The 21,566-nt window shown below is 59.1% G+C and carries 24 protein-coding genes, 2 tRNA genes and 1 pseudogene; 14 read left to right on the plus strand and 13 right to left on the minus strand.

The annotated features are described in order from the left end of the window. The 8 genes from HQL56_05560 to HQL56_05595 all read left to right on the plus strand — a co-directional run. Nucleotides 1-749 (plus strand): hypothetical protein (locus tag HQL56_05560; GenBank protein MBF0308975.1); only part of this gene is annotated, 749 nt, incomplete at its 5' end. A gap of 132 nt (nucleotides 750-881) precedes the next feature. After that, the gene (locus HQL56_05565; protein MBF0308976.1) at nucleotides 882-3,656 is read left to right on the plus strand and encodes a valine--tRNA ligase; all 2,775 of its coding nucleotides are present in this window, start codon (nucleotides 882-884) and stop codon (nucleotides 3,654-3,656) included. Nucleotides 3,657-3,660: 4 nt separating this feature from the next. Further along, nucleotides 3,661-4,494, plus strand: a complete 834-nt coding sequence (nadC, locus tag HQL56_05570) for a carboxylating nicotinate-nucleotide diphosphorylase (protein ID MBF0308977.1) — start codon at nucleotides 3,661-3,663, stop codon at nucleotides 4,492-4,494. Beyond that, a complete protein-coding gene (locus HQL56_05575; protein MBF0308978.1) occupies nucleotides 4,469-5,506 on the plus strand; it encodes a biotin--[acetyl-CoA-carboxylase] ligase in 1,038 nt (345 codons plus the stop codon). The genes nadC and HQL56_05575 overlap by 26 nt, the downstream gene beginning before the upstream one ends. Nucleotides 5,507-5,541: 35 nt before the next feature. After that, nucleotides 5,542-6,309 (plus strand): type III pantothenate kinase, encoded by a 768-nt coding sequence (locus HQL56_05580; protein MBF0308979.1) that lies wholly within the window; start codon nucleotides 5,542-5,544, stop codon nucleotides 6,307-6,309. Between the two features lie 10 nt (nucleotides 6,310-6,319). After that, nucleotides 6,320-7,114: an SPOR domain-containing protein gene (locus HQL56_05585; GenBank protein MBF0308980.1), complete on the plus strand. Its 795-nt coding sequence runs from the start codon at nucleotides 6,320-6,322 to the stop codon at nucleotides 7,112-7,114. 76 nt (nucleotides 7,115-7,190) lie between these two features. Next, a tRNA-Met gene (locus tag HQL56_05590) sits at nucleotides 7,191-7,267 on the plus strand. A 136-nt stretch (nucleotides 7,268-7,403) separates the two neighbouring features. Beyond that, nucleotides 7,404-8,561: a tyrosine-type recombinase/integrase gene (locus HQL56_05595; GenBank protein ID MBF0308981.1), complete on the plus strand. Its 1,158-nt coding sequence runs from the start codon at nucleotides 7,404-7,406 to the stop codon at nucleotides 8,559-8,561. On the opposite strand, the gene HQL56_05600 is transcribed toward HQL56_05595, so the two are convergent. The 3 genes and pseudogenes from HQL56_05600 to HQL56_05610 form a co-directional block, all read right to left on the minus strand. Then, nucleotides 8,558-8,821: a hypothetical protein gene (locus tag HQL56_05600; GenBank protein ID MBF0308982.1), complete on the minus strand. Its 264-nt coding sequence runs from the start codon at nucleotides 8,819-8,821 to the stop codon at nucleotides 8,558-8,560. The two genes, HQL56_05595 and HQL56_05600, sit on opposite strands and share 4 nt — an antisense overlap. Before the next feature lie 28 nt (nucleotides 8,822-8,849). Beyond that, the gene (locus HQL56_05605) at nucleotides 8,850-9,554 is read right to left on the minus strand and encodes a hypothetical protein (GenBank protein MBF0308983.1); all 705 of its coding nucleotides are present in this window, start codon (nucleotides 9,552-9,554) and stop codon (nucleotides 8,850-8,852) included. Nucleotides 9,555-9,850: 296 nt separating this feature from the next. Beyond that, nucleotides 9,851-10,231: pseudogene (locus HQL56_05610) on the minus strand (Rha family transcriptional regulator). Between the two features lie 348 nt (nucleotides 10,232-10,579). On the opposite strand from HQL56_05610, the gene HQL56_05615 reads away from it, so the two are divergent. Continuing rightward, on the plus strand, nucleotides 10,580-10,864 hold the full coding sequence (locus tag HQL56_05615; GenBank protein ID MBF0308984.1) for a DUF1640 domain-containing protein: 285 nt from the start codon (nucleotides 10,580-10,582) through the stop codon (nucleotides 10,862-10,864). 41 nt (nucleotides 10,865-10,905) lie between these two features. Here HQL56_05615 and HQL56_05620 read toward each other — a convergent pair whose 3' ends face one another. The 10 genes from HQL56_05620 to HQL56_05665 form a co-directional block, all read right to left on the minus strand. Next, complete coding sequence (locus tag HQL56_05620; GenBank protein MBF0308985.1) at nucleotides 10,906-11,421, minus strand: hypothetical protein; 516 nt, start codon at nucleotides 11,419-11,421, stop codon at nucleotides 10,906-10,908. Further along, a complete protein-coding gene (locus tag HQL56_05625) occupies nucleotides 11,418-11,843 on the minus strand; it encodes a hypothetical protein (protein MBF0308986.1) in 426 nt (141 codons plus the stop codon). The genes HQL56_05620 and HQL56_05625 overlap by 4 nt, the downstream gene beginning before the upstream one ends. Before the next feature lie 11 nt (nucleotides 11,844-11,854). Then, nucleotides 11,855-13,873 carry a hypothetical protein gene (locus HQL56_05630; GenBank protein ID MBF0308987.1) on the minus strand — a complete coding sequence of 673 codons (2,019 nt, stop codon included), beginning with the start codon at nucleotides 13,871-13,873 and terminating at the stop codon, nucleotides 11,855-11,857. A 160-nt stretch (nucleotides 13,874-14,033) separates the two neighbouring features. After that, nucleotides 14,034-15,218 (minus strand): hypothetical protein, encoded by a 1,185-nt coding sequence (locus HQL56_05635; protein MBF0308988.1) that lies wholly within the window; start codon nucleotides 15,216-15,218, stop codon nucleotides 14,034-14,036. Continuing rightward, nucleotides 15,215-16,462 (minus strand): hypothetical protein, encoded by a 1,248-nt coding sequence (locus HQL56_05640; protein MBF0308989.1) that lies wholly within the window; start codon nucleotides 16,460-16,462, stop codon nucleotides 15,215-15,217. Before HQL56_05640 ends, HQL56_05635 begins: the two co-directional genes overlap by 4 nt. After that, the gene (locus HQL56_05645) at nucleotides 16,459-16,800 is read right to left on the minus strand and encodes a DUF2312 domain-containing protein (GenBank protein MBF0308990.1); all 342 of its coding nucleotides are present in this window, start codon (nucleotides 16,798-16,800) and stop codon (nucleotides 16,459-16,461) included. Before HQL56_05645 ends, HQL56_05640 begins: the two co-directional genes overlap by 4 nt. After that, nucleotides 16,784-17,188, minus strand: a complete 405-nt coding sequence (locus HQL56_05650; protein MBF0308991.1) for a hypothetical protein — start codon at nucleotides 17,186-17,188, stop codon at nucleotides 16,784-16,786. The genes HQL56_05645 and HQL56_05650 overlap by 17 nt, the downstream gene beginning before the upstream one ends. A gap of 22 nt (nucleotides 17,189-17,210) precedes the next feature. After that, nucleotides 17,211-17,284 (minus strand) — tRNA-Pro (locus tag HQL56_05655). Between the two features lie 320 nt (nucleotides 17,285-17,604). Continuing rightward, entirely contained in the window at nucleotides 17,605-17,916 is a 312-nt protein-coding gene (locus tag HQL56_05660; GenBank protein MBF0308992.1) for a hypothetical protein, read from the minus strand. A gap of 56 nt (nucleotides 17,917-17,972) precedes the next feature. Then, complete coding sequence (locus HQL56_05665) at nucleotides 17,973-18,206, minus strand: hypothetical protein (GenBank protein MBF0308993.1); 234 nt, start codon at nucleotides 18,204-18,206, stop codon at nucleotides 17,973-17,975. Nucleotides 18,207-18,357: 151 nt separating this feature from the next. On the opposite strand from HQL56_05665, the gene HQL56_05670 reads away from it, so the two are divergent. The 5 genes from HQL56_05670 (at nucleotide 18,358) to HQL56_05690 (ending at nucleotide 21,556) form a co-directional block, all read left to right on the plus strand. Beyond that, a complete protein-coding gene (locus tag HQL56_05670; GenBank protein MBF0308994.1) occupies nucleotides 18,358-18,828 on the plus strand; it encodes a helix-turn-helix transcriptional regulator in 471 nt (156 codons plus the stop codon). Between the two features lie 85 nt (nucleotides 18,829-18,913). Beyond that, nucleotides 18,914-19,243: a hypothetical protein gene (locus tag HQL56_05675; protein MBF0308995.1), complete on the plus strand. Its 330-nt coding sequence runs from the start codon at nucleotides 18,914-18,916 to the stop codon at nucleotides 19,241-19,243. Nucleotides 19,244-19,700: 457 nt separating this feature from the next. Continuing rightward, on the plus strand, nucleotides 19,701-19,901 hold the full coding sequence (locus HQL56_05680) for a hypothetical protein (GenBank protein MBF0308996.1): 201 nt from the start codon (nucleotides 19,701-19,703) through the stop codon (nucleotides 19,899-19,901). An 8-nt stretch (nucleotides 19,902-19,909) separates the two neighbouring features. Next, on the plus strand, nucleotides 19,910-20,479 hold the full coding sequence (locus HQL56_05685) for a hypothetical protein (GenBank protein MBF0308997.1): 570 nt from the start codon (nucleotides 19,910-19,912) through the stop codon (nucleotides 20,477-20,479). A gap of 132 nt (nucleotides 20,480-20,611) precedes the next feature. Then, a complete protein-coding gene (locus tag HQL56_05690) occupies nucleotides 20,612-21,556 on the plus strand; it encodes a hypothetical protein (GenBank protein ID MBF0308998.1) in 945 nt (314 codons plus the stop codon). The last annotated feature ends 10 nt before the right edge of the window (nucleotides 21,557-21,566 follow it).

The raw sequence follows: 21,566 nt of genomic DNA on the forward strand, positions 1-21,566 counted from the left end.
CGGAAGAAGAGGTGGTTCCCGCCAGTTCGCCGGATGAGGAGCCGGATGCCCTGGAACTGGTGGAGGCGTTGGAGGAGTCGGCGGTTTCCCCGGAAGAAGAGGTGGTTCCCGCCAGTTCGCCGGATGAGGAGCCGGATGCCCTGGATCTGGTCGACGCTCTGGAGGAGTCGGCGGGTGCGTTTGCCGGGGAGGAGGTTTCCGCCGCATCCGAGGACGAGGAGGCCCTTGATTTGCTGGATGCTCTCCAGGAACCGGTCGAAGAGCTGCCGTTGGAGCTGACGGAAGAAGCCGCGGAGCTGGATGCCTCCGCTCTGGCGGAAGCCTTGCAGGAAGCCTCCGCTGAGGAAGCGGAAGAAGAGCCGTTGGATCTGCAGGAGCTTGTCGATCAAGAGGTCTCTTCGGAGGTGGTGGCTGAGATGATGTCTCATGTTCCGGAAGAGGCCCCGGAGTCGGAACCCGATGGTGGCGAATTGGCGGAATTGCTGGATCTGGCCGGCATGGAGGAGCCCGAGCTTCCCGCCGCGACGAAACCGCCGGTCGCGCCGCTTGCGGAGAGCGGGCCTTCCATGTCGGCGGAGGGTCATCTGGATGAGTTGACTCCCGAAACACTGAGAGAGGTTTTTGGGGATCGGGTGGAAGATCTGGTGCGCAAAATGGCCCGGGAGATGCTCGAAGAACTGCTGCCGGGGTATCTGGAAGAGGCGATTCGGGCGGAAATCGAACGGATTCGCAAGGATGAAGGTGTTTGAAATGGGCAAAGAGTCTGTCGGATCCTGTAGGAGGTTCCGGCAGGGATCGGGCAAAGGGCACCTTGGGTGCCCTTTGCCGTCTGCAGTGAATATCCGGTCAGCCGTGTGAGGGGTACGATGTCGGAATCAACCTTGCCCAAGGCTTACGAGCCTGTCGGCGTCGAAGAGAAGTGGTATCGGCTTTGGGAGGAACGCGGCTACTTTCGCTCCCGTGAGGGTGGGGGAGAGGGCTATTGCATCATGATCCCCCCACCGAACGTGACGGGCAGTCTGCACATGGGGCATGCCTTTCAGGACACTCTGATGGATGCCTTGACCCGTTATCACCGCATGTCGGGTCGGCCCACCCTCTGGCAGCCCGGAACGGATCACGCGGGCATTGCCACCCAGATGGTGGTGGAACGTCAGTTGGAGTCGGAAGGCCTGACCCGGCACGATCTGGGGCGGGAGAATTTCGTCTCAAGGGTATGGAAATGGCGACAGAGTTCCGGAGGCACCATCGTGCGCCAGTTGCGGCGCATGGGAGCCTCCTGCGACTGGAGCCGGGAACGCTTCACCATGGACGAGGGGTTGTCCCGCGCCGTGGTGGAGGTTTTCGTGCGGCTCTACCGGGAGGGGTTGATCTATCGGGGCAAACGACTGGTCAACTGGGATCCGGTGCTGCATACCGCCGTATCCGATCTGGAGGTGATTTCCGAAGAGGAGGAGGGTCGTCTCTGGCATTTGCGCTACCCTCTGGCGGAGGGCGACGGGTATCTGGTAGTGGCCACCACCCGCCCCGAAACCATGCTGGGGGATACGGCGGTGGCGGTGCATCCGGAAGACGAACGCTTCCGGCATCTGATCGGCAAGATGGTGCATCTCCCCCTGACGGAGCGGGAGATCCCCATCATTGCCGACGAACATGTCGATCCCGCCTTCGGCAGCGGTTGCGTCAAGATCACCCCGGCCCACGATTTCAACGACTACGAGGTCGGCCAACGCCACGGTCTGGAGCCGATCAATATTTTCAATCCCGACGCCTGCCTCAATCACCAGGTGCCGTTGCGTTTTCGCGGGCTGGATCGCTATGTGGCCCGTGAGCGGGTGGTGGCGGAACTGGAGGAGGAGGGGCTGCTCGATAAGATCGAGCCCCACCGTCTCATGGTGCCTCGCGGCGATCGCAGCAAGGCGGTGGTGGAGCCGTTGCTGACGGACCAATGGTACGTCAAAACGGGCCCTTTGGCGGAAGAGGCCATCCGGGCGGTGGAGGATGGCCGCATCCGTTTCGTGCCGGCCAACTGGGCCAAGACCTATTTCGAATGGATGCGCAACATTCAGGACTGGTGCATTTCCCGCCAGATCTGGTGGGGCCATCGCATTCCGGCCTGGTACGGACCCGACGGGGAGATCTTCGTCGCCGCAACCGAGGAGGAGGCCAAGGAAGAGGCGCAACGCCACTATGGCGAGTTCGCCCGTCTCACCCAGGACGACGATGTGCTCGATACCTGGTTTTCCTCGGCGCTGTGGCCCTTCTCCACCCTGGGCTGGCCGGAAAAAACAGCGGAACTGGCCACCTTCTATCCCACCTCGGTACTGGTCACGGGTTTTGACATCATCTTCTTCTGGGTGGCCCGCATGATCATGATGGGGCTCAAGTTCACCGGGGAAGTGCCTTTCCGCGAGGTCTACATCCACGGCCTGGTCCGGGATGGCGACGGCAACAAGATGAGCAAGTCCAAGGGCAATATCCTCGACCCGCTGGACCTGATCGACGGCATCGACCTGGAGAGCCTGGTGGCCAAGCGCACCCGGGATCTGATGCAGACCCACCTCAAAGAGAAGATCGAGAAGGCTACCCGCAAGGAGTTCCCCCACGGCATACCGGCCTTCGGTACCGATGCCTTGCGCTTTACCTTCGCGGCCCTGGCCACCCAGGGGCGCGACATCAAGTTCGACATGGGGCGCATCGACGGCTATCGCCACTTTTGCAACAAACTGTGGAATGCGGCCCGCTTCGTGTTGATGCAAAACGGCGTGACCGAGGTTCCCGCAGGTCTGCCGGAGCGGCCTGACGGGCTGGTGAACCGCTGGATTCTGAGCCGTCTGGAACGGGTCAAGGAGGAGTTGGCGCGGAGTTTTGCCGAGTACCGTTTCAGTGACGCGGCCCAGTGCCTCTATCAGTTCGTTTGGGGTGAGTATTGCGACTGGTATGTGGAGTTGGCCAAGCCGGCCCTTTACGATGGTGGCGCCTCCGTCGGGGAGCGGGTTGAAACCCTGCGCACCCTGGTGGGAGTATTGGAGCGCATCCTTCGGCTGCTGCATCCGTTGATGCCTTTCATCACCGAGGAACTGTGGCAGAGGGTGGCTCCGGTGGCGGGTGTGGCGGGGGAGTCCGTGATGCTGGCCGCCTGGCCCGAGGTGGAGCCGGCGCGGGTCGATGCCCGGCTGGAGGAAGAGATGGCCTGGATGATGGCGGCGGTCGGCTCGCTGCGCAACGCGCGTTGCGAAATGGGCATTCCGCCGGGCAAGACGTTGCGCGTGTTGCACGATCTGGATGGCGAACGTCAGGCGATCTTTACCCGCTACCGGCAGCGTATGGCCGGTCTGGGCAAGGTTTCGGAGTGGGAATCCTGGTCGGGGGAGGCCCCGGCGGGGAGTGCCACGGCGGTGGTTACGGGCGGTCGCTTCTATCTGCCGCTGGCCGGAGTGATCGATCTGGAAGCCGAGTCGGCCCGGCTGCAAAAGAACCTGGATAAACTGGAAGCCGATTTGCAACGGGTGACCCAAAAACTGGCCAATGAGGGATTTTTGGCCAAAGCCAACCCCGAGTTGGTGGCCAAGGAGCGGGAACGTGAGCAGGAATTACGCAGACAGCGGCAGGATCTGGTGGAAGCCGAGGCACGATTACGAGGAATGCGAGGGTGAACCAATGTTGAATGGCCCGTGGAGTCAGTTGGTGGAACACGCCCTGATGGAGGATGTGGGGCGGGGGGATGTGACCAGCAACGCCCTGGTCTCTCCCGGACTGGAAGCCGAAGCGGTGCTGGAGGCCAAGGAGGATCTGGTGGTCTGCGGTCTTCCGGTGGTGGCGGAGGTCTTCCGACTGGTGGACCGGCGTATTCGCATCATGCCGGTGATTTCCGAAGGCAGTGGCGCCCTGGCGGGCAATACCATCTGTACCATTCGGGGATTTGCCCGGGGCATTCTGACGGGTGAGCGGGTGGCGCTGAACTTCTTTCAGAACCTCTCCGCCGTGGCCACCCTGACCCGTCGGTTCGTGGAAAAGGTCGCGGATACCAACGTGCGTATCGTGGATACCCGCAAGACCATTCCGGGCATGCGCATGTTACAGAAATACGCGGTGCGCACCGGCGGCGGTGGCAACCACCGCTTCGGACTGGACGACGGAGTTCTGATCAAGGACAACCATATCCAGGTGGCCGGGGGCGTGGCCAAAGCCATTCGCCGGGTGCGGGAACAGGTCCACCATCTGCATCGCATCGAGGTGGAGTGTGGCACCCTGGACCAGGTGCGCGAGGCGCTGGAGGCGGGCGCCAGCATCATCATGCTGGACAATATGGATATCGAGACCATGACCAAGGCGGTGGCCATCAATGCGGGGCAGGCCCTGCTGGAGGCCAGCGGCAACATCACTCTGGACAACGTGCTCCAGGTGGCCGAAACAGGGGTCGATTTCATCTCCGTGGGGGCCTTGACCCACTCTGCCGGAAGCAAGGATGTCTCGCTCACCATCACCGACTGACCGGCAACTGCTGACGCTGCTGCAACAGGAAGCCAACGGGTCGGCGCTTTCCGGAGAGGTGCTGGGAATGCGCCTGGGGGTCTCCCGGGCGGCGATTTCGAAAGGCATCGAGCGGCTGAGGGAGGCGGGATTCCGTATCGATTCCGCCCCCCGCCGCGGTTATACCTGGCTGGGCGGGGAGGAGCCGTTGTGGCCGGAAGCCCTGCGGGAGGGGTTGCGGGAGTGTCGTCTGTTCCGACCCGAGCGGATTCGGGTTCACGAGGTTCTGGATTCCACCAATACCGAGGCGGAACGGCTGGCGGAGGCGGGCCATCCCGAAGGCACCGTGGTCTGGACCGAAAGGCAGACTTCGGGGCGGGGGCGGCTGGGTCGCTCCTGGGTTTCGCCACCATGGCGCAACCTTTGTTTCTCGATCGTATTGCGTCCGGCGGTGGACCCGCGTTCGGTGGCCCAGTTGACGCTGTTGTCGGGGGTGGCGCTGGCCGAGGTGGTTTTGGCCAGCGGACTCCGTGATCTGGCGTTGAAATGGCCCAACGATGTCATGACCGGCGGTGCCAAACTCGGAGGCATCCTCACCGAGATGCGGGGCGAGGTGGACCGGGTGCGCTATTGTATCGTGGGGATCGGCTTCAATCTGCTGGGTGACCGGCTGGCGTTCCCTCCGGAACTGCGTCCCCGCCTGGCGGTGTTGGAAGAGGTCTTGCATCAACAGGGGGTCTCCCTGCCGGGGCCTTTGCATCGGGGCTCCTTCCTGGCGGCTTTTTTGCGAACCTTCGAAGCGTGGTATTTCACCTATCTGCAAGAGGGCTTCGCTCCCTTGAGGGCGCGCTGGTGCGCCTTGAGCAACACCTTTGGCCGCGAGGTGAGGGTGGTGGGAGCCGACGGCAAGGTGGAAACGGGCCGGGTGCGCACCCTGGACGAAGAGGGATGCCTGGTGCTGGAGACGGCAAGCGGCGGGCGCATTCGGGTCTTGGCGGGAGAGGTGGAATTCACCTCCCCGGTGTATGGGTGAGGAACAACGGCAACTTTCCGGGATTGGCACGGCAAATGCTCTTGGTGATTGATATTGGTAATACCAATGTGGTGTTCGGGGTCTATCGAGGTGCGGATCTGGCGCGCCATTGGCGGATTTCCACCCGCACCGACCGTACCGGGGACGAATGGGGCATCCTGATCGCGGAACTCTTTTCCCGTGCCGGATTGGCGGTGGAGGAGGTTACCGGGGTGGTCATCGGCAGTGTGGTGCCCCCGGTTCAGGCGGCGCTGGTGCGGGCCGTGCGGCGCTATTTGCGGGTCTCCCCGCTGCTGGTGGGGCCTGGCATCAAGACGGGTATGAGCATTCGGTACGACAATCCCAAGGAGGTGGGTGCCGATCGCATCGTCAATGCGGTGGCGGCCTTCGACAAGGTCAAGGGACCGGCGATTGTCGTCGATTTCGGTACGGCCACCACTTTCGATCTGGTGAATCCCCAGGGGGATTATCTGGGGGGGGCCATAGCGCCGGGGCTTGGATTGTCCATGGACACGCTTTTCGAAAAGACGGCCAAGTTGCCGCGCATCGAATTTGCCAGGCCGGGAAGTGTCATCGGGCGGGATACGGTGGGTTCGATGCAATCGGGCCTGTTTTGGGGTTATGTGGGGCTGGTGGATGGTTTGATCGAACGCATGGTGGCCGAGTCCGGTTTTTCGGGGGTTCGTGTTCTGGCTACGGGGGGCTTGGCGCGATTGATAGCCCGGGAAAGCCGCCATATTGAGATTGTGGATGCCTATTTGACGTTGACGGGTTTGCGACTTCTCTATGAGATGAACCGATGAGTTTGAGGTCGTGGCAATGATGTTGACTCGCTTTGCGCCATGGAGCGTCTTGCTGCTTATGGCCCTGCTCAATGCCGCCTATTTTGGCACGGCTCTTCTCAAAGCCCGACACGGGGGCGGGGAGGAGGCGACGGCTCACGTGTTGGATGTCCCGCTTTATCCGATACCCCCGCGTCCTGCCGATCTTCTGACCCGCTCGCATCCGGCGCCGCCACCGGCGAAGGTTGTTGCGGAAGCGCCCTCGCCGCCTCCCCCGCCGCCGGTGGTCAAGGAGAAGGAGCCGGTCAAACCCGCCAAACCAACGGCCAAGGTTCCGGAAAAACGGGTTGAGGAGAGCAAGACGGGCGGCATACTGGTTCAGGCCGGGAGCTTTGTCCTGAAGGCCGGGGCGGACACCCTCGTGGAGCAGTTGAAGAAGGGGGGGGTGGAATCCAAGATTCAGGTGGAGACGGAAACCGTCAGTTTGAATCTGGTACAAGCCGGCCCCTTCGAAAACCGTTCCGTGGCGCGGGAGATGGAAGCGAAACTGCTGGCCGGGGGTATGGACGCCAAGATCGAAGAGACCTGGGAAGGTTTTTTGGTGGCCATCAACAAGACCCTCTATCTCTCCCAGGGCGTTCAGGACATGGACAAGGCCCGCAAGCTGGGGGTGAAGCCGTTGCGCATGGTCAAGGTTCCCGAGGCGCATCAGATGTACAAGGTCGTCGTGGGACCGTTCGGCAACCGGACGCAGGCCAAGGAAACCAGCGAAAAGCTTGCCAACATGGGCATCTCCATGCCGATCATTCGGGGGGGGCAGCCGTAACGGGGGGAAGCATTTCTCGGTTGCATCTTTTTTTGGGTTGACAGTTGCGCGTTGGTGACTACAATCAACGCTCTTTGGCGAGGTAGCTCAGCTGGTTAGAGCGACGGATTCATAATCCGTAGGTCGGGGGTTCAAGTCCCCCCCTCGCTACCAGTAAAATCAAGCAGTTAGTCTACTATATCCCCTCCAGGTTTGATCAAAACTTGCCAGAAAATAGCCCGAAAGAGTACATTTTTTAGCCATGGTGTGACCCCGGCGTGACCCCAGGAACGCGAACGGAGCAGCAAACATGGCCAGCGATAATAAATTCCCCTTTACCGCCTCACGCTTGGCAAGCATCCCTCTGCCTGAAAAACCAGGCGACCGGACGGTGTGTCTCGACGAACGCACCCCAGGTCTGGAAATCCGCATCACCTCTACCGGGGTGCGGTCATTCTACTGGCGCAGGCGAACCCCGGACGGCGTCAAACGTCAGCACCTCGGCAAATGGCCAGAAGTCCCCATTGAGGAAGCGAGACGCCGAGCCGCACTCATGAACGGTGTGTTGGCAGAGGGAGAAAACCCGGTTCACGTCATCCAGAATCAACCAAAGGATATGACCTTCGCCGACCTCTTCGGTGTCTACCTGGAGCGTTGGGCCAAGCAACGCAAGAAGACCTGGAAAGACGACGATTCAAAGTTCCGGCTCCACCTTCAGCCTCTTCACGACAAACAACTTTCCCAAATCACCCGTCGGGATGTGGCCAACATCCACTCCCAGGTGGGAAAAGATCACCCGGCCTTCGCCAACCGCGTCCTGGCGTTGGTTTCCAAAGTCTTCAATGTCGCCGTCGAATTCGGACTGTGGGAGGGGGTCAATCCCGCAAAGGGAATTCGCCACTTTCCGGAAACATCCCGTGACCGCTTCCTCGACGCCAACGAACTGCTGCGCCTTCAGGAAGCCCTCGATAAAGAGCCCAGCGTCGTGATGCGCCGTTTCTTTCAGGTGGCCCTGTTGACCGGCGCCAGGCGAAACAACGTCTGCGCCATGCGCTTTGACGAGATCGATTTTGACCGAGCCGTCTGGAGAATCCCCAAAACCAAAAACAAGGATCCCCTGACCGTGCCCCTGGTGGACACCGTCTTGGAGATCCTGCGGGAAATGAGAGATGGTAATCAGGGAGAATGGGTCTTCCCGTCGCCACGCTCTGCAACGGGACACATGGTGGAACCACGCAAGGCTTGGCTCCGGATCCTGGCAGTGGCCGGTATCGACCACGCCAGAATCCACGACCTCAGAAGGACAATGGGAAGCTGGCAAGCCATCACCGGCGCCAGCCTACAGGTGATTGGAAAAGGGTTGGGTCACAAAACTCAAGATGCCACCGCCATTTATGCCCGACTCACCCTGGACCCGGTCCGTGCCGCCATGGAAAAAGCGGCAGAGGCGATGCTGAAAAAGCCCTAAACCACCTCCCGATCCTTGCGCGGGCGGTAGCCGGGATAGGCCAGAATCACCTCCACCAGCTTCTCCGGATTCGCCGGCAGGGTTTCAATGTGCGGATCCTGCAACAGCACCGGCAGCCACTGCGCCAGCAACCGGGTGCGGCACGACGCCACCTTGCCGCGTACCGCATCCCGCACCCACTGGTCGATATCCAGCAGATCGTGGTGCAGACACGCCTCATCCATGGGGCTCAGTTCAACGGTTACCAATTTGTTTTCCATGATTGCATCCTTAGGTAAGAGTTGTCACTTAAAACTGCCAGTCTCTATCCTCAAAGACTGGAGTATCCTGACTCTCGACAGGTGGCGAGGTAGGGGTGGTCACCTCCTGTTTCGGCGCAGAAAGCGAATCGTAGAACTGCAAAAGCTCCTCACATCCTGCAAGCTGATTAGCACCGATCCCCATTACATCCAACATCCGCTTCACCGGATTTTCTTCTACGAGTTCATCCGCACTGATCTTCGTCGTCTTCTCCACCGGTGCCTCTTCTGCACCAACCACGAACCGGTTTTGCCACACCTCATGCTCCCGCTCCCGAACGACCCAATCCCTGGACCGGTTGGTGCGCATCTTCTCGTTGACCTCCTGCTGCAGGTCATGGCCAGTAATGGCCGCAGTCCGATGCAGCAGGATGGAGACATCGGCCAACTCCTGGCCGATGTTGTGACCCCTGTGCAGCGCCTTGAACAGCTCGCCGACCTCCCCCAGGATCAGCCATGCCATCTCCGGAATGCTGGTCTCTCCAAAGGTGGAGTCGCCCCAGGCGGCGATGCTTGCCTGGGTCTCCGAGGGAGTCTCGGAAACATCGTCCGGAAGATCTTTCAACTGCTCTTCAATAGCCTTGATATGAGCCTCTAAGCTGGCTCTGTCGATATTACGAGCTTCTGGAATCATGCTCAGGAGGCGTTCCGCTTTTTTCTTCATATGCCGTAAATACCTGCGGTTCATCGTCATGCGAGTATCTCCTTTTTCTCTGGCCACCTTTCGATGGCCAGAAAGGGTTTGTATTATTTGCCCTGTCGTGCCGGAACAGAGGTGGGTTTGTTGGGTGCCAACCAGGCGTCCATGACAGGTTTGAAAGAGCGTTCGATATCGAAAAACGCCCGTGAGAGGGTGTGTTCGGCCTCGCTGGCGAGGGACCGGGGCACCTCGGGGCGCAGGGCCTCCAGCAGGCGTTGCAGGTCGCGGAAGGAGGAATGCTGGACCTTGGGGGTGTACGATTCGGGAACATCCGGCAGGTAGCGGCCCGTCTTGCGGTCGGCCCTTTCGGCCAACTCATAGAACGACTTCACCAGCCGTTTCTTGAATTCCCGGACCACGGCGGTGTTGCGCATGTAGGTCATGATCAGGGTGGCTTGGCGTTCGTTGAGGAGGGCGATTTCCGTGGGACGTCCAGCATTATTTGAATTCCGCGTTTCAAACGCGGAATTCCCGCGATCACTGCCCACTCGCGTTTCAAACGCGAGTGGGCCAAACTCTTCCAGATCGGCTTGATAGGTGCGAACCAATCCCAGCACGTTTTTGTGTTGGTTTCCGGTTCCTTCGGCGATGGCCAGGGAAGTGGTTGTTGGCACTCCGTTGAGGATGCTGACGATAGGCGTGGTTGTGGCTTGGGGATTGGTGGTGTTCATGTGCTGGCTCCTTCGGCAAGATGAATTGCCGGAGCCGGACATGTTTCGAAGATGCCGAGGCTCCGGGGGTTCGAAACCCCACCGAAGGTTGGGCCAATCGGATTTAGGCTTGCGCCCTGGACAGCCCGATTGCCCCCGGAGACTGGCGATGGATACCCACGCAGAAGAGACAGCAGCGTGGATTGCAGGCACAAAAAAGCCGCCAAGATTTCGGGGGCGGTTGTCCGCCTTCGGTTTGTGGAGGTTTCGAAGCTCCGCGAACGAGTCTGCCCGAAGAGGTGAGCGGGTGTCAATTTCTTTTTGACCCAAGCCCCCGACATGGTAGGATGAACGGGAAAGGAGATTGCCATGACCACGATTACTTTCGACACCCTGGAGTTCACGGAGCAACTCAAGGCTTCCGGCGTTCCCGAAGAACAGGCCAAAGGCCACGCCAAGGCGATGGCTGGGCTTCTCGGACGTGTGGAGGAGGCTCGTCATCAGGAGTTGGCCACCAAAGGGGATATTGAGCTTGCCAAGGCCGAATTGCGCAAGGACATCGAAACCGCCAAGTCCGAAACCATCAAGTGGATGTTCGGTGTGGCCGCCGGTCAGGCGATATTCATCGTCACCCTGCTCAAGCTGTTCAAATAAGGTGTTCATGGTCTCCTCCCCGCCTGTTGGGAATCCGCAGCCTAAAACGGGGCCGTTCTCGGGCCAGTGAATATCAACGGCACAGCCGCCTCGGTCTTGAAGGTTGAACGAGTGGCTTCAGCCCCATAGATCTTGGCTTGCCCGCGACTCTCCTTGCCGAGAACGCCCGGTTTGTCCGAGGTATAGAGCGCCTTACCGGAAGGGCAGTGCGGTTGAACAAGGCCGTAAATCCGACTACTCTCAACCGCCACCCAGCCAAAGTCGTTGTCCGCAAAATCCGTTTGCGCAAAGCCGATGCCCCAGGCCTCTTCAGCCGTCTCCCTGGTCAGGGGAGCGGCTTTGATGTTCTCGTCGATGCCAACCGCCTGATACCGCATAATGGCCGCCGAGGCGTGGACATACACCCACCGGGTGCAGTTCGCGTCGCACAGGATGGTGCCCAACTCGAACTCGATGTCAGGCGTAGTCTTCATCGGATCGATTACGAATGCGTTCTTGCCAAACTCTTCCGCCGACACCAAGCCGCGGTTGAAGGGGATACAAACCGGGTCGCTCATTGCCTTGCTCCTCCCTGATCCATCCGTCCACCCTCCAAGATTTTGTAGGCATATCGGCGCGTTACCCCGAACCTCCTGCCCACGTCCGTGATCTTCTTTCCTTCCGCTACCGCTTTCCGGATCGCAGCATCCCTTGCCCCGCGCAGGGCATTGTGGAGCTTAGGAATGCGTATATCGCTCCCTCCATAAACTCTACTCAACGATAGAGCGGCCCCTAGGCCAATGATGCGAACAAGAGGATGTGAAAGAGCTATCTCCTCCGGCACGTAGAGGCGTTTTCCATCTATGTAGTGTTTAGCCAAAGCAATAACGCTTTTGACGCCTATGATCCTGGATACCTGCTGCGCTCCTCTTGACAAGCCACTCTCCAAGTCGACCGGGTCTGCCGATCTCCATATACTTTCGTCAGTCTGCCAAGCCATTCGACCCTCCTTTATTGGCGAAAATCTTCGAGCCGAATCACATGGTCCGCCGCTTCCCAGGCTCCTGGGTGGTGGCTGACGAAGTACATCCTGTCGCAGCCCGCCAAGGCGATGGACTGCTTCATCATCCGGGCAAAAGCCTCCTTCCTGTCGGCGGACAGCGGACCGTCCGCCTCGTCGGCAAAGATGGTGCCGTAAGAAATCCCCGTGGCATCCCGGAAATAGGCCGCCACCGCTCCCACCAGGGCACGGTCCAGCCATACCGCCTCTCCTCCGGATTTCGAGCCGATAGGGCTCTCCATGCCCGTCTCCGCGTCCAACACCGAAACCGCGAAGGTCTCCCTCACCACCCCGTTGCGCTGCTCCTCCTGGGTGTTGATCCGGATGGTGAAGCGCGAGCCGAAACACCCCCTCAACAGGGCGTTGGTCGACAGGGCCAACGCGGGACCGGCGTCCTCGATCACCAGATCCCGGACACCCTTCAGCGCCAGAGTCGTGAGATGCCAGTCGGCGATGGCCTTCTCCAGCCGCTTGGCCTGCTTGACCACCTCGGCAGAGGCTTCGATCTCCGCATGCAATGCGGTAATCTCCCCTTCAAGCCTGGATGCCTCGTTTTCGCTGGCCAGATATCTTCTGCGGATTTCCTCTTCCTCTTCGTTGCACTTCTTCAGTTTGGCTTTGGCCGATTCGACCAGGGCAGAGGTGGTCACCTCCGGAAGATCCTGCAGTTGTTTTTCCAGGGACTCTTTCCGCTCCCGCAGTTCCGTGATGCGCTTCCGGTGTGATGTCTCGATGCCGTCAATTTGTGGTTGCAGTTCCTTTTCGTGCGCCGCAATGGCCTCTGCCACCGTGTCGCAAGCCTCAGACTCTTCCTTGATCTTCCTGTCTATGTCCTCGCTCTGCTCGTTCGCCACATCAAGAGCCGCCTTCCTGGCGGCATCAGGCTCAATCCCGGACAGTTCATCCCTCTTCCTGGCGCCGGTCTCAGCGCACTTCTGCAACGCCTTCACGGCCACCGCCAGTTCGTCCTCCAGAACACCGATCCGCTTCGTCTCCCGGTCGATGGCCTCGTCCAGCGCCACCACCTGCAGACGGAGCTTCTCAACCTCAAGATTGGCTTGTTCTCGGGCGGCAGGGGCCTGCCGCGCGTCGGCCAAAGCAGGGCATGTCCCGGAATAGTCGGCTTCCTGAAGACAAGGCACCTGGGTCACCAGAGAGGCGCGCCTGTCATGCTCCATGGCTTGCCGTTCCCAAGACTCCTTCTCCTGTTTTTTGGCTTGCCGCTTGGACTCCTCCAGGCGGATCGACGCACGGGCTGCCTGCAGCTCCTTCTCTTTGTCCGTCTTGACGGCGGACTTCCTCAGGTAGTCTTCCCGAAGCTCCTGAATCTCCCCATCCAGGCGGACTTTGTCCGCCGCCGCCTTGCGAATCGTTTCGGCGTCCGCCAACAAGGCGCTGATCTTCTCCTTCTCCTTCTCAGCATCTCCAAGACGTTTTTTGGCCTGGACCTGCTGCCCGCAAAGATCCGTGTTGCGGGCATCATGAATCCTCCTGGCCTCCGTAAGAGCCTCATCCAGGGATTCTTCCGCCTGCTTCACATCCTCCTTCGTTTGGTCCAACCGAACCTGAAGCTCGTTTCGTCGTGTCCGGTCAGCCTCGTTTTTGGCATCATCCTGTTGGACGGTCACCAGGTTGGCATCCTCCTGCCGCCTCTTCGCTTCGGCAGCTTCGAGTTCCGCTTTCCGCATGTCTTTCTCGCGGCCCTTCTCCTTTTTGGACTTCTTCTTCCCGGCGAGAGAGGATGTGGCAAGTTCTACCCTGCTCACGGTCTGACGCATTCCGGCCAGTCTGGCCTTCAAGGCGTTTACAACCTGGCGGGCGCGTTCCGCCATCTCGTCCAACTCCTCCAATCGGAGGATGCGGGAGAGGAGCCCTTTCGGATTCTGGATATCGGCCAGTCGCTCCACCCCCTGCCCCCGGAAGGCCAGGAGGAAATAGACCTCTCGCGAACCCAGGATCGATTCCAGCACCTGGTCGTATGTGCTGGTTTTGCCGTCCGCCTCCGTGCGATGGTTACCGCCTCCGCAGTGGCGGGAACCGGAAGGCTGGCTTCCAGGTTGATCTTCAGTTCCGCGCGTCCCAGACCGGCCATGACGCCGTGAAAACCAGACAAGCGAACCACAATCGGTCTCATGCCAGCACCCCCTCCACGATCTCTTCCACCGTAGACCCCGATTCCAGAATGGTCAGATTGCCCAGCAGCACGTCCAGTTTGTCGGTGCTGTTGGTGTTGTCCGCCCATCTGCCCACCCGGTCGGCCATCGACACCGCCCCAATGCCCGGCGTGCGCACTCTCTGCACGGGGTTGATGACCCCATCCAGCTTCACCTGACCGGCCCCTTGCAAAAGGGCCTGGATGGCCTCCCGGTCCACCGCCGACTGGTGTTCCTCGTCCACCTGCCAGCGCACCCGCACCCGGGTGTTCGCATCCATGGTTCGGGCGGCCTCCTCGATGACGGCCATTTCCGGCGGGCCGTCGAAGACCAGATCGGTATAACGCGGTCCGGGGACCGGAACATGCTCCATCTCGACCACCCGGTTGCTGTCCATCTCCCAGACGATGCCCCCGTGAGGGCCTTCGTCACCGAAGTGCAGGGCGATGAGACTGCCGGGGTAGGCGATACGCTGCCCCAGATGGTTGGTGAAGACCTGGTGTTTGTGGATGTGGCCCAGCATGATGGCGCCGGCGTCGGTGCCGTACAGCATGGCGTCGGTGTATTCCACATCCGTCAGCAGCGCCCGGCCCGTCTCGGTGATGCTTCCGGCCACCGAGCCGTGGGCCACCACAACAACCGGAACCGTGTCCGCCGCACGGGGGCATTTCCACAACCACTCTTGCGCCCAGTTGAAGATGCCCCCCGCGTCCTGAACCGCCTTCGAGGCCGGATTGGGGGAGGGGAGGCAGTAAAAGAGGGCCTCCATCTGATCGAGACGGGTGTCGTCCAGCGCAAGAGCGCACCAGTCGCCGGGATATTCCGCCGTCTTCGGGCAGAGCCCGACGACACAGGGCTCGGTGGCTACAAAAACGGAGTCGGTCAACCTCCGGAAGTGGTCCACACTTCCGGGCCGGTCGTGGCCGGGGGTGCCCTGCAGGATCAGGGTGGGAACCCGATCCGCCATGGCCTTGATCAGCTCCATGGCCCTGCCGACGCAGGGGTCGTGCAGGGGGGTGGCGGTGTCCCAGGTGTCACCGGCGATGACGCAGGCCTCGATGTGCCGGGAGACCACCTCCTGCAGAAGGAACGCGAAAGCCCGCTCGATATCTCCTATCGTTTTGCCGGAAATATGCAGGTCGGCGAGGTGAAGGATCTTCATGCCGCGCTCTCCTGCTGCAGGAAGCCCCAATCGTTCGACATCAAGGCGGCCTCGACCAAGTCGCAGAGCTGCCTGAGAGCCTGTTCGTTCGACCAGAACCCCGTGCCGAAGCGCCGAAGGGCGAGCTTCCGCAAATCGGCTCTCCCCTGGTCACTCATGGCGGTGGTGGCCGCCTTCATCCGGGACTGCAGGATTTCCAGGTTGCTGGGTTCTTTGGCGACCACCTCCAGTCCCGAGGCGGTTTCCGGGGCCTTGGCCTCCGGACCGGGCCGGTATTCGAGGGCCGCACAACTGGGTGGGGCGGCCAACCGGAGGGGACCGCCCATTTCGAGCTGCCGGGCCACGTCCACCATGCTGATGAGGCAATCCAGTTCGATGATCTGCTGTTTCGAGCGGGTGGGTTGTTTCTTCTCCCAGTCGATGCGGGAGATCTCCTTCTCCCGCTTGAGCAACCGGAAGATCGGTTGCCCGCCAAACGTGCCCGCAATACGCCCCATCCCCTGTTGGGCCTGCTCCAGCGTGGCCATGAGCCCGGTGAGGGCATAGACCGATCCGGTCTCCACTTCAATCAGGCCGATGCCTGGATAGCCGGGGACGTAAAAACGGATCGAGCCATCCAGTTTGCAGAGTCCGGCGCCGAACTCGGGGCACTCGTCCGGGTTGCAGGCCCCGCGAAGTTGGTGGTTGCGGCCACCAAAAACCCTCTTCGCGCCCCTCTTGGCCCTGGGGTCGTTCTTCGGTTCCATCATCTCCATGCAGAACCGCTTGCCGTCCTCCCGATATTCCGACCAGCGTGCCCGACCAGATTTCGCCCACTGCGTGAACGAGTGGGGTATATTGTCTAGAATCTCGTCCGAGGCCAGCACGATCGGCAGAGAGTAAATCTGCCTGCCCCACTTGTCCCCGCGATCCTCCCCAAACGTCTCCAATATCGCCCGGGCGCTCGCCGGATCGGCGAAATCTTCCGGAACAATGCGGAAGAAAGGCGCGTTTGCGGGACGCATGAGGTATTCGGGCAGGTTCGCTTTGGTCTTCCCGGCCTTATCAACGATCACCTTTTCAATGAAATCAAACCCGTAGCCTTCACGCACCCCCTGCCAGAACAGCTCTTCCGCAAACGGATAGGCCTTGATGGCATCCCCGGTCAACATCTTCACGCCGGCGCGCAACTTCCCGGCAATCGGCACGCGCATGGTGGCGCTGCCGTTGCGGCGCAACAGGTCACCAACGATGGACGGCGTCATCTCTGCCCCCTTTTCTTCAGCCCGGCCCGCTTCAGGGCCTGCTCGTAAAGGTTGAGATGGTTATCCAGTTCGTCCACCTGCTCATCGGGCAACTTGCGCCGCCGGATAAGCTCCTTGAGGGCCAGCACGCTGTAACCACACCCGGAAGCCAGATCGAACTGCTGCTTGATATGCGCCTGAACCGCAGCCTTTTCCTCTTCCAGCCCCTCGATGGCGATGACAAATTCTTCGATGCGCGGGGTTTGATCGGAAGAAATCGCACTCCGATTCCAGGGTTCAAGTCGCTCTTTCTTCAGTTGGAAATCGTCGTTCACGGCATCTTCACTCAGCTTGGCCATCACCACCTCCTCTGTGTTTGGGTAACTCGATACCTCTTGAATGGCTGTCCAGGATGTCCAAAACGCTGTCGACAGCCGTGTCGAACACCTTTTCCAAAAGCTCCGTCAGTTTGGGCTCGGGGAGACTCCAGGAGACGATGCCGTCACCAACCCACTTCCCTTCCTTTTTGACGAAGAGACGAACACCCTCCATGTCGATCTTCACCATCAACCCGGTTGGATGTGTCTCTCCCTGATCGAGAGTGACATGGACCTCCAGCCCTCCATGCAACCAACCCTCCGTAAAGGCATTCACAAACATTATTCCAGAATCTGGATAATCAAGATTTACGGAGTTGATTAGACTAGCTGTTTTATACAGCAAAATTGAGACATGGCTCGGCTTCATTGGATTGTCCTTTTGAAATTGTTCCGGGCGAGAGGATTTGAACCTCCGACCGTCGGCTCCCAATGCCGATGCGCTACCAGGCTGCGCTACACCCAGAATGTGGATCTGGCGGCAGGATTCGAACCTGCAGTCTGCGACTTACAGGGTCGCTGCCTTGCCGTTTGGCCACGCCAGCAAATGCCCGTCTTTCCAGGCTTGTCAGCCAGCGCCACAGCTTCACCCTGACCCAACTTACCAGGCCTGTGGCTCGCCCCTTTCCCCCATCGACAAGGGTCCGGTAGCCCCGTCTTCAGCTTTCGCCTGTAGTCGACGGGCAGAATCGTTCAAAAATGCCGGTTTACGTCCGGCAACGACCTGTCCGACCAGGTTGTTTTGCAGACGCGCTGCGGAGGGAGCGACTCCCTGGTAACCAGGGATCAGGCGGCGACTTCCCACCCGTGAGGGACGGGTTCCGGCGCAGTCCCGACGGCTTCCTGCTCCGGAGGGGCGGCGTCCTCGTCCTCTTCGTCCACCGCCGTGGGCGTGCCGGGCGAGGTATCCGCGCCGCACCCATCCACCACCGCGAAGGGATCGACCAGGAGCATGTCGTCATCACAGGCACCCAAGGCCCACTCCAGGGCGTCACGAACGCCGGTGAGGTACCGGCTCTCCATTTTCTTCCCCAGGGACTGCCTTGCCTCTTCCAGCATTGCGATGATCTCGGCTTCACTCTTGACACATTTCGGCATGACCAACTCCTTCTTCTTTAAGTTGATGGATAATCGCGTTTCTCCTGGAGGTGCGATCAAGCCTCCTGGGCGACTTCCGCCCCGGACCCATTTGACGGGGCGGACCCTGCACCGGGGGTTGGTGGGGGGAGAGGATTCATCCTCACCCCGGTCAGAATGTAGTGCGTGTCCACTCCGGCGGCGGCCAGGGCGGAGAGGTAGGCCGAGTTGGGGTGGCGGCGGCCTTTTTCGTAATGCATTTGCGTGTGCAGGCAGACCCCTCCAATCGAGCCGAACTCGGCCTGGGTCATCCCTTCCTGTTTTCGTGTCTCAATCAATCTCTCGCCAACAGACATACGAAATTCCACTTCTGGCAAAGTAATTGCGATACGCACAGCAGGTCTTGCTGCGTTGGTTGAAATTATTGAAACGTTTGTTTCAACTGTCAAGAGGAATTTTGAAATGAATGTCGAATTTTGTGAAAGGCTGCGTGCTGAGCGGAAACGGCTTGGGCTAAACCAGACGGAGTTCGCCAAAATCGCCGGACTTACCCTGCAATCCCAGGGGAACTATGAAAGTGGGCGTCGAACTCCTGACGTAGCCTACCTTGCTGCCGTTGCCACTGCTGGAGTGGATGTGGGTTACCTCCTGACGGGTGTCCGTACTCCAGGCGGCTCCGTTCCAGCAGAGGGATTGGACGGCTACCCCGAAATCGGCGCGGAATTCGTTCTGAGCGTTTTGGAAGCGACGGAGACGTATCTGGTGGAGGAGGGGCTGAAAGTCCCGCCCGATAAAAAGGCACGGTTGGTCCGGGTGCTTTGTCGGCTCATCGCCCAGAAACGGCGCGAAGATGCCCGGAGCGATCAGGTGTTGCAGGATATCGGACTGCGGGATATACGCCCTCACATCGACGCAATCCGTCTGGCCGGGTAACAAAACGGGTCGTTATCCTCAAACTTCGCCTTAACCGATACACCCTTTACGGCCAATAACGGTCGCACTCGCGAAAGGGGTATCGATGTATCGAAAAGCGGAAAACGAGGAAGTACATGCTTTGCTGGAAGGGCCGCGCCAAACAAGGCGCAACTGGCGGATATTGGTCGGAGTTGGACTGGCCATCATCGGCTCATCCGCCACAACAGCGTGGTGGACCGTGCAACACATGCCGATCAGTCACGATCCGAAAACGGAATTGCAGGTGCTGGAAGCTCAGGCATCCAAAAGAAGTGGCCGTTCCCCTCAATCGGTCTGGGCCCAGGTCAAAAAGGAGTTGGGGGTTGCCCGCATCGAAGAGATTCGACGTTGGGATCTCGATGCGGCCAAAGAGGCTCTGAGGCGCGTGCGCTGACAAAACCGCCCCGCCCGGGAAACCGGGCGGGGCGGACCTTCATGTGGTGGGGGTGGTGGTGCGGGTGCGGAAAAATGGGAAAAATTCACTGCAATGCTTTGGTTTGTGGTAAACTGCTCCCGTGCAGCACGAGCAAGGCATGGGAGTGATGGAGATGGTTCCATGTCACTGCAAGGCCTGCTTTCCGTATCCACCGTGTGCAGACTGGCACAGAGCTGAATACTGCGGCGTGTTTCGGGTGTACGAGTTTGCAATCATGACAGCTTGAAGACCTGGCTGAGAGTGTGGTTCAATGCCTCCTCCGTGCAAGGAGCTTGCTGAAGTGATACACAAGAAGTTTGCGTAATTTGCGCTGCCAACCGGTGTGCCTGTCCTGTCAATGACTCACTTGACGGGAAGTTCGGCGTCGCTGGGATTGGGGCTGTTTTTCCTTTGTCATGGCGAGGGGCGTGGGGCGATGAGCAGCATGAGCAACAAGAATAATGCCGTGGAGAGCGGGCCTGTTCGGGCCGTTGGCGAGTTTAAAGTGAACAAAGCCGGAATGCGTGACATGGCGGCGGTGAAAAAAAGAACTGCGGAAGGCGAAGCTTGGGTACAACGCTTTCGGGAAAGCCTGGAAGTGAAACAGGAAACATTATTTCACCCGTTCACCATCTGAGTCCGGGTATGAAAGACCCGAAAAAGGAACTCCAGCCGTATGAAGTTGTACCGTATACCCTCGACGCTTTCGTCAAACTCCTTGCCAAGTTTGGCAGAGGTGATCGCGACTTCGTGGCGGGAAAAACCAGCACCGGGTATCTGGCAAACTATTTTGCGGATCTGGGTCTAAAAACGATAATTGTCGAGACGAGCTATGTCGATCACGACTACTTGGAGGATTACACTGGCTACTACGCTCGCTGTTTTACAGAATATCCAAACCGTTGTGCCAGGATTCACCTGTTTAGTATAGAGTTCCTTGAAGACGACATGTATTCTCTCCTGCAGGGAAGCGGAGCATTGCCGCAGAGCAAACTTCAAGAGTCCTATCTCGGTTTTATGGTGATCAAACCCTTGCCAAAAAGAATGATTGGCAAGACATGTCTCAAAACGTATGGGACAGAAGGAAGTCGTTATTATGTCCGATCCCGGTCCTATCAGGCCAACCTGTTCGGAATTCCCCTGACAATCAGCAATACCCTGGCCTTTCAAGAACAGGACAGCGTGGCCGCTGCCTGCGCAACCAGTGCTGTGTGAACGGCGTTGCAGGGGACCGGAGAACTCTTCCATCACGCTTTCCCCTCTCCCATCGAGATTACACGAAAAGCCACTCAATACATCTCCCCCGAGCAGCGTCCATTCCCAAACAAAGGGCTCAACCTGCCTCAAATGGCTCACGCCATTCGCTCATTGGGCATGGAATCCTATCTGATAGGTATTCAAGACAGAACCAGCTTCAAGGCGGCGGCCTATGCCTATTTGCGAGGCGATATCCCATGTATCCTTGGATTTGCCCTCTTCGACTGCTCGGGGGAAAGTGGGAATACTTATGAACAAAATATAGATCATAAGTTCTGTGGCCTCCATGCAGTCGCTCTGACTGGCTACAACCTGCCCGGAATTGAAGAGAAACCCTATACGCCAGACCCGATCCTTCCTCTGGCAGCCCACCGCATGGACAAGATATATGTGCATGATGATGGTGTTGGCCCCTTCGCCAGAATGGAGTTTGATGATCGTGTCGTAAATGCCATTGAAGACGGTAAAAAGGTCCGATGTGAATCCCTCACTACCTACTGGAAAAAGTGTTCCGGTGGCGGCGAACCTGGAAGTTGTCGGGCGGTTCTTGGTCACTTATTGATTCCTCTCTATCCAAAAATCCGCATTCCCTTGGATTACATCATTCATCAGGTGGAGTCTTTTCATCGCCGTGTTGACGAAATGTGCAATTTAAGCTCTAACAGGATTTTGGAATGGGATGTTTATATCAGTAGGCTTAATCCTTTTAAAGAGGAGCTAATAACAAAAAAACAGTTGCATGGCCCCGCGTTGCATAAGCTGCTGACAACCACCTTGCCAAGATTCCTCTGGCGTGCCAAATTGCTGTTTGATCAAGTGTTGCAATGTGAACTCCTGTTTGATGCAACGGATTTCCAGGATGGGAACACCTTCTTGTGTGGTATTGACTACAACGGCGGATTTTTCTATTTTCTGTCCAGCACTATCCGCGATGCCAAAAATGATACACAGGACTATTACGAGGATCTTATGGCCTCTCCAGCCGCCACGATCTTCAAATGGATCGAACAGGAAAATGCTGAAGAACTCCAGTAGCGTGCTGTGG

The organism is Magnetococcales bacterium (assembly GCA_015231925.1).
In the GTDB taxonomy this organism is placed as follows: domain Bacteria; phylum Pseudomonadota; class Magnetococcia; order Magnetococcales; family JADGAQ01; genus JADGAQ01.

Coding starts and splice junctions, on each gene's coding strand:
- HQL56_05620 (MBF0308985.1), bottom strand. CDS start 11,421: ATGAGCGACCCGGTTTGTATCCCCTTCAACCGCGGCTTGGTGTCGGCG.
- HQL56_05660 (MBF0308992.1), bottom strand. CDS start 17,916: ATGCCGAAATGTGTCAAGAGTGAAGCCGAGATCATCGCAATGCTGGAA.
- HQL56_05615 (MBF0308984.1), top strand. CDS start 10,580: ATGACCACGATTACTTTCGACACCCTGGAGTTCACGGAGCAACTCAAG.
- HQL56_05670 (MBF0308994.1), top strand. CDS start 18,358: ATGAATGTCGAATTTTGTGAAAGGCTGCGTGCTGAGCGGAAACGGCTT.
- HQL56_05575 (MBF0308978.1), top strand. CDS start 4,469: ATGTCTCGCTCACCATCACCGACTGACCGGCAACTGCTGACGCTGCTG.
- HQL56_05685 (MBF0308997.1), top strand. CDS start 19,910: ATGAAAGACCCGAAAAAGGAACTCCAGCCGTATGAAGTTGTACCGTAT.
- HQL56_05635 (MBF0308988.1), bottom strand. CDS start 15,218: ATGAAGATCCTTCACCTCGCCGACCTGCATATTTCCGGCAAAACGATA.
- HQL56_05665 (MBF0308993.1), bottom strand. CDS start 18,206: ATGACCCAGGCCGAGTTCGGCTCGATTGGAGGGGTCTGCCTGCACACG.
- HQL56_05680 (MBF0308996.1), top strand. CDS start 19,701: ATGAGCAGCATGAGCAACAAGAATAATGCCGTGGAGAGCGGGCCTGTT.
- HQL56_05605 (MBF0308983.1), bottom strand. CDS start 9,554: ATGACGATGAACCGCAGGTATTTACGGCATATGAAGAAAAAAGCGGAA.
- HQL56_05650 (MBF0308991.1), bottom strand. CDS start 17,188: ATGAAGCCGAGCCATGTCTCAATTTTGCTGTATAAAACAGCTAGTCTA.
- HQL56_05580 (MBF0308979.1), top strand. CDS start 5,542: ATGCTCTTGGTGATTGATATTGGTAATACCAATGTGGTGTTCGGGGTC.
- HQL56_05675 (MBF0308995.1), top strand. CDS start 18,914: ATGTATCGAAAAGCGGAAAACGAGGAAGTACATGCTTTGCTGGAAGGG.
- HQL56_05640 (MBF0308989.1), bottom strand. CDS start 16,462: ATGACGCCGTCCATCGTTGGTGACCTGTTGCGCCGCAACGGCAGCGCC.
- HQL56_05625 (MBF0308986.1), bottom strand. CDS start 11,843: ATGGCTTGGCAGACTGACGAAAGTATATGGAGATCGGCAGACCCGGTC.
- HQL56_05600 (MBF0308982.1), bottom strand. CDS start 8,821: ATGGAAAACAAATTGGTAACCGTTGAACTGAGCCCCATGGATGAGGCG.
- HQL56_05595 (MBF0308981.1), top strand. CDS start 7,404: ATGGCCAGCGATAATAAATTCCCCTTTACCGCCTCACGCTTGGCAAGC.
- nadC (MBF0308977.1), top strand. CDS start 3,661: ATGTTGAATGGCCCGTGGAGTCAGTTGGTGGAACACGCCCTGATGGAG.
- HQL56_05645 (MBF0308990.1), bottom strand. CDS start 16,800: ATGGCCAAGCTGAGTGAAGATGCCGTGAACGACGATTTCCAACTGAAG.
- HQL56_05690 (MBF0308998.1), top strand. CDS start 20,612: ATGGCTCACGCCATTCGCTCATTGGGCATGGAATCCTATCTGATAGGT.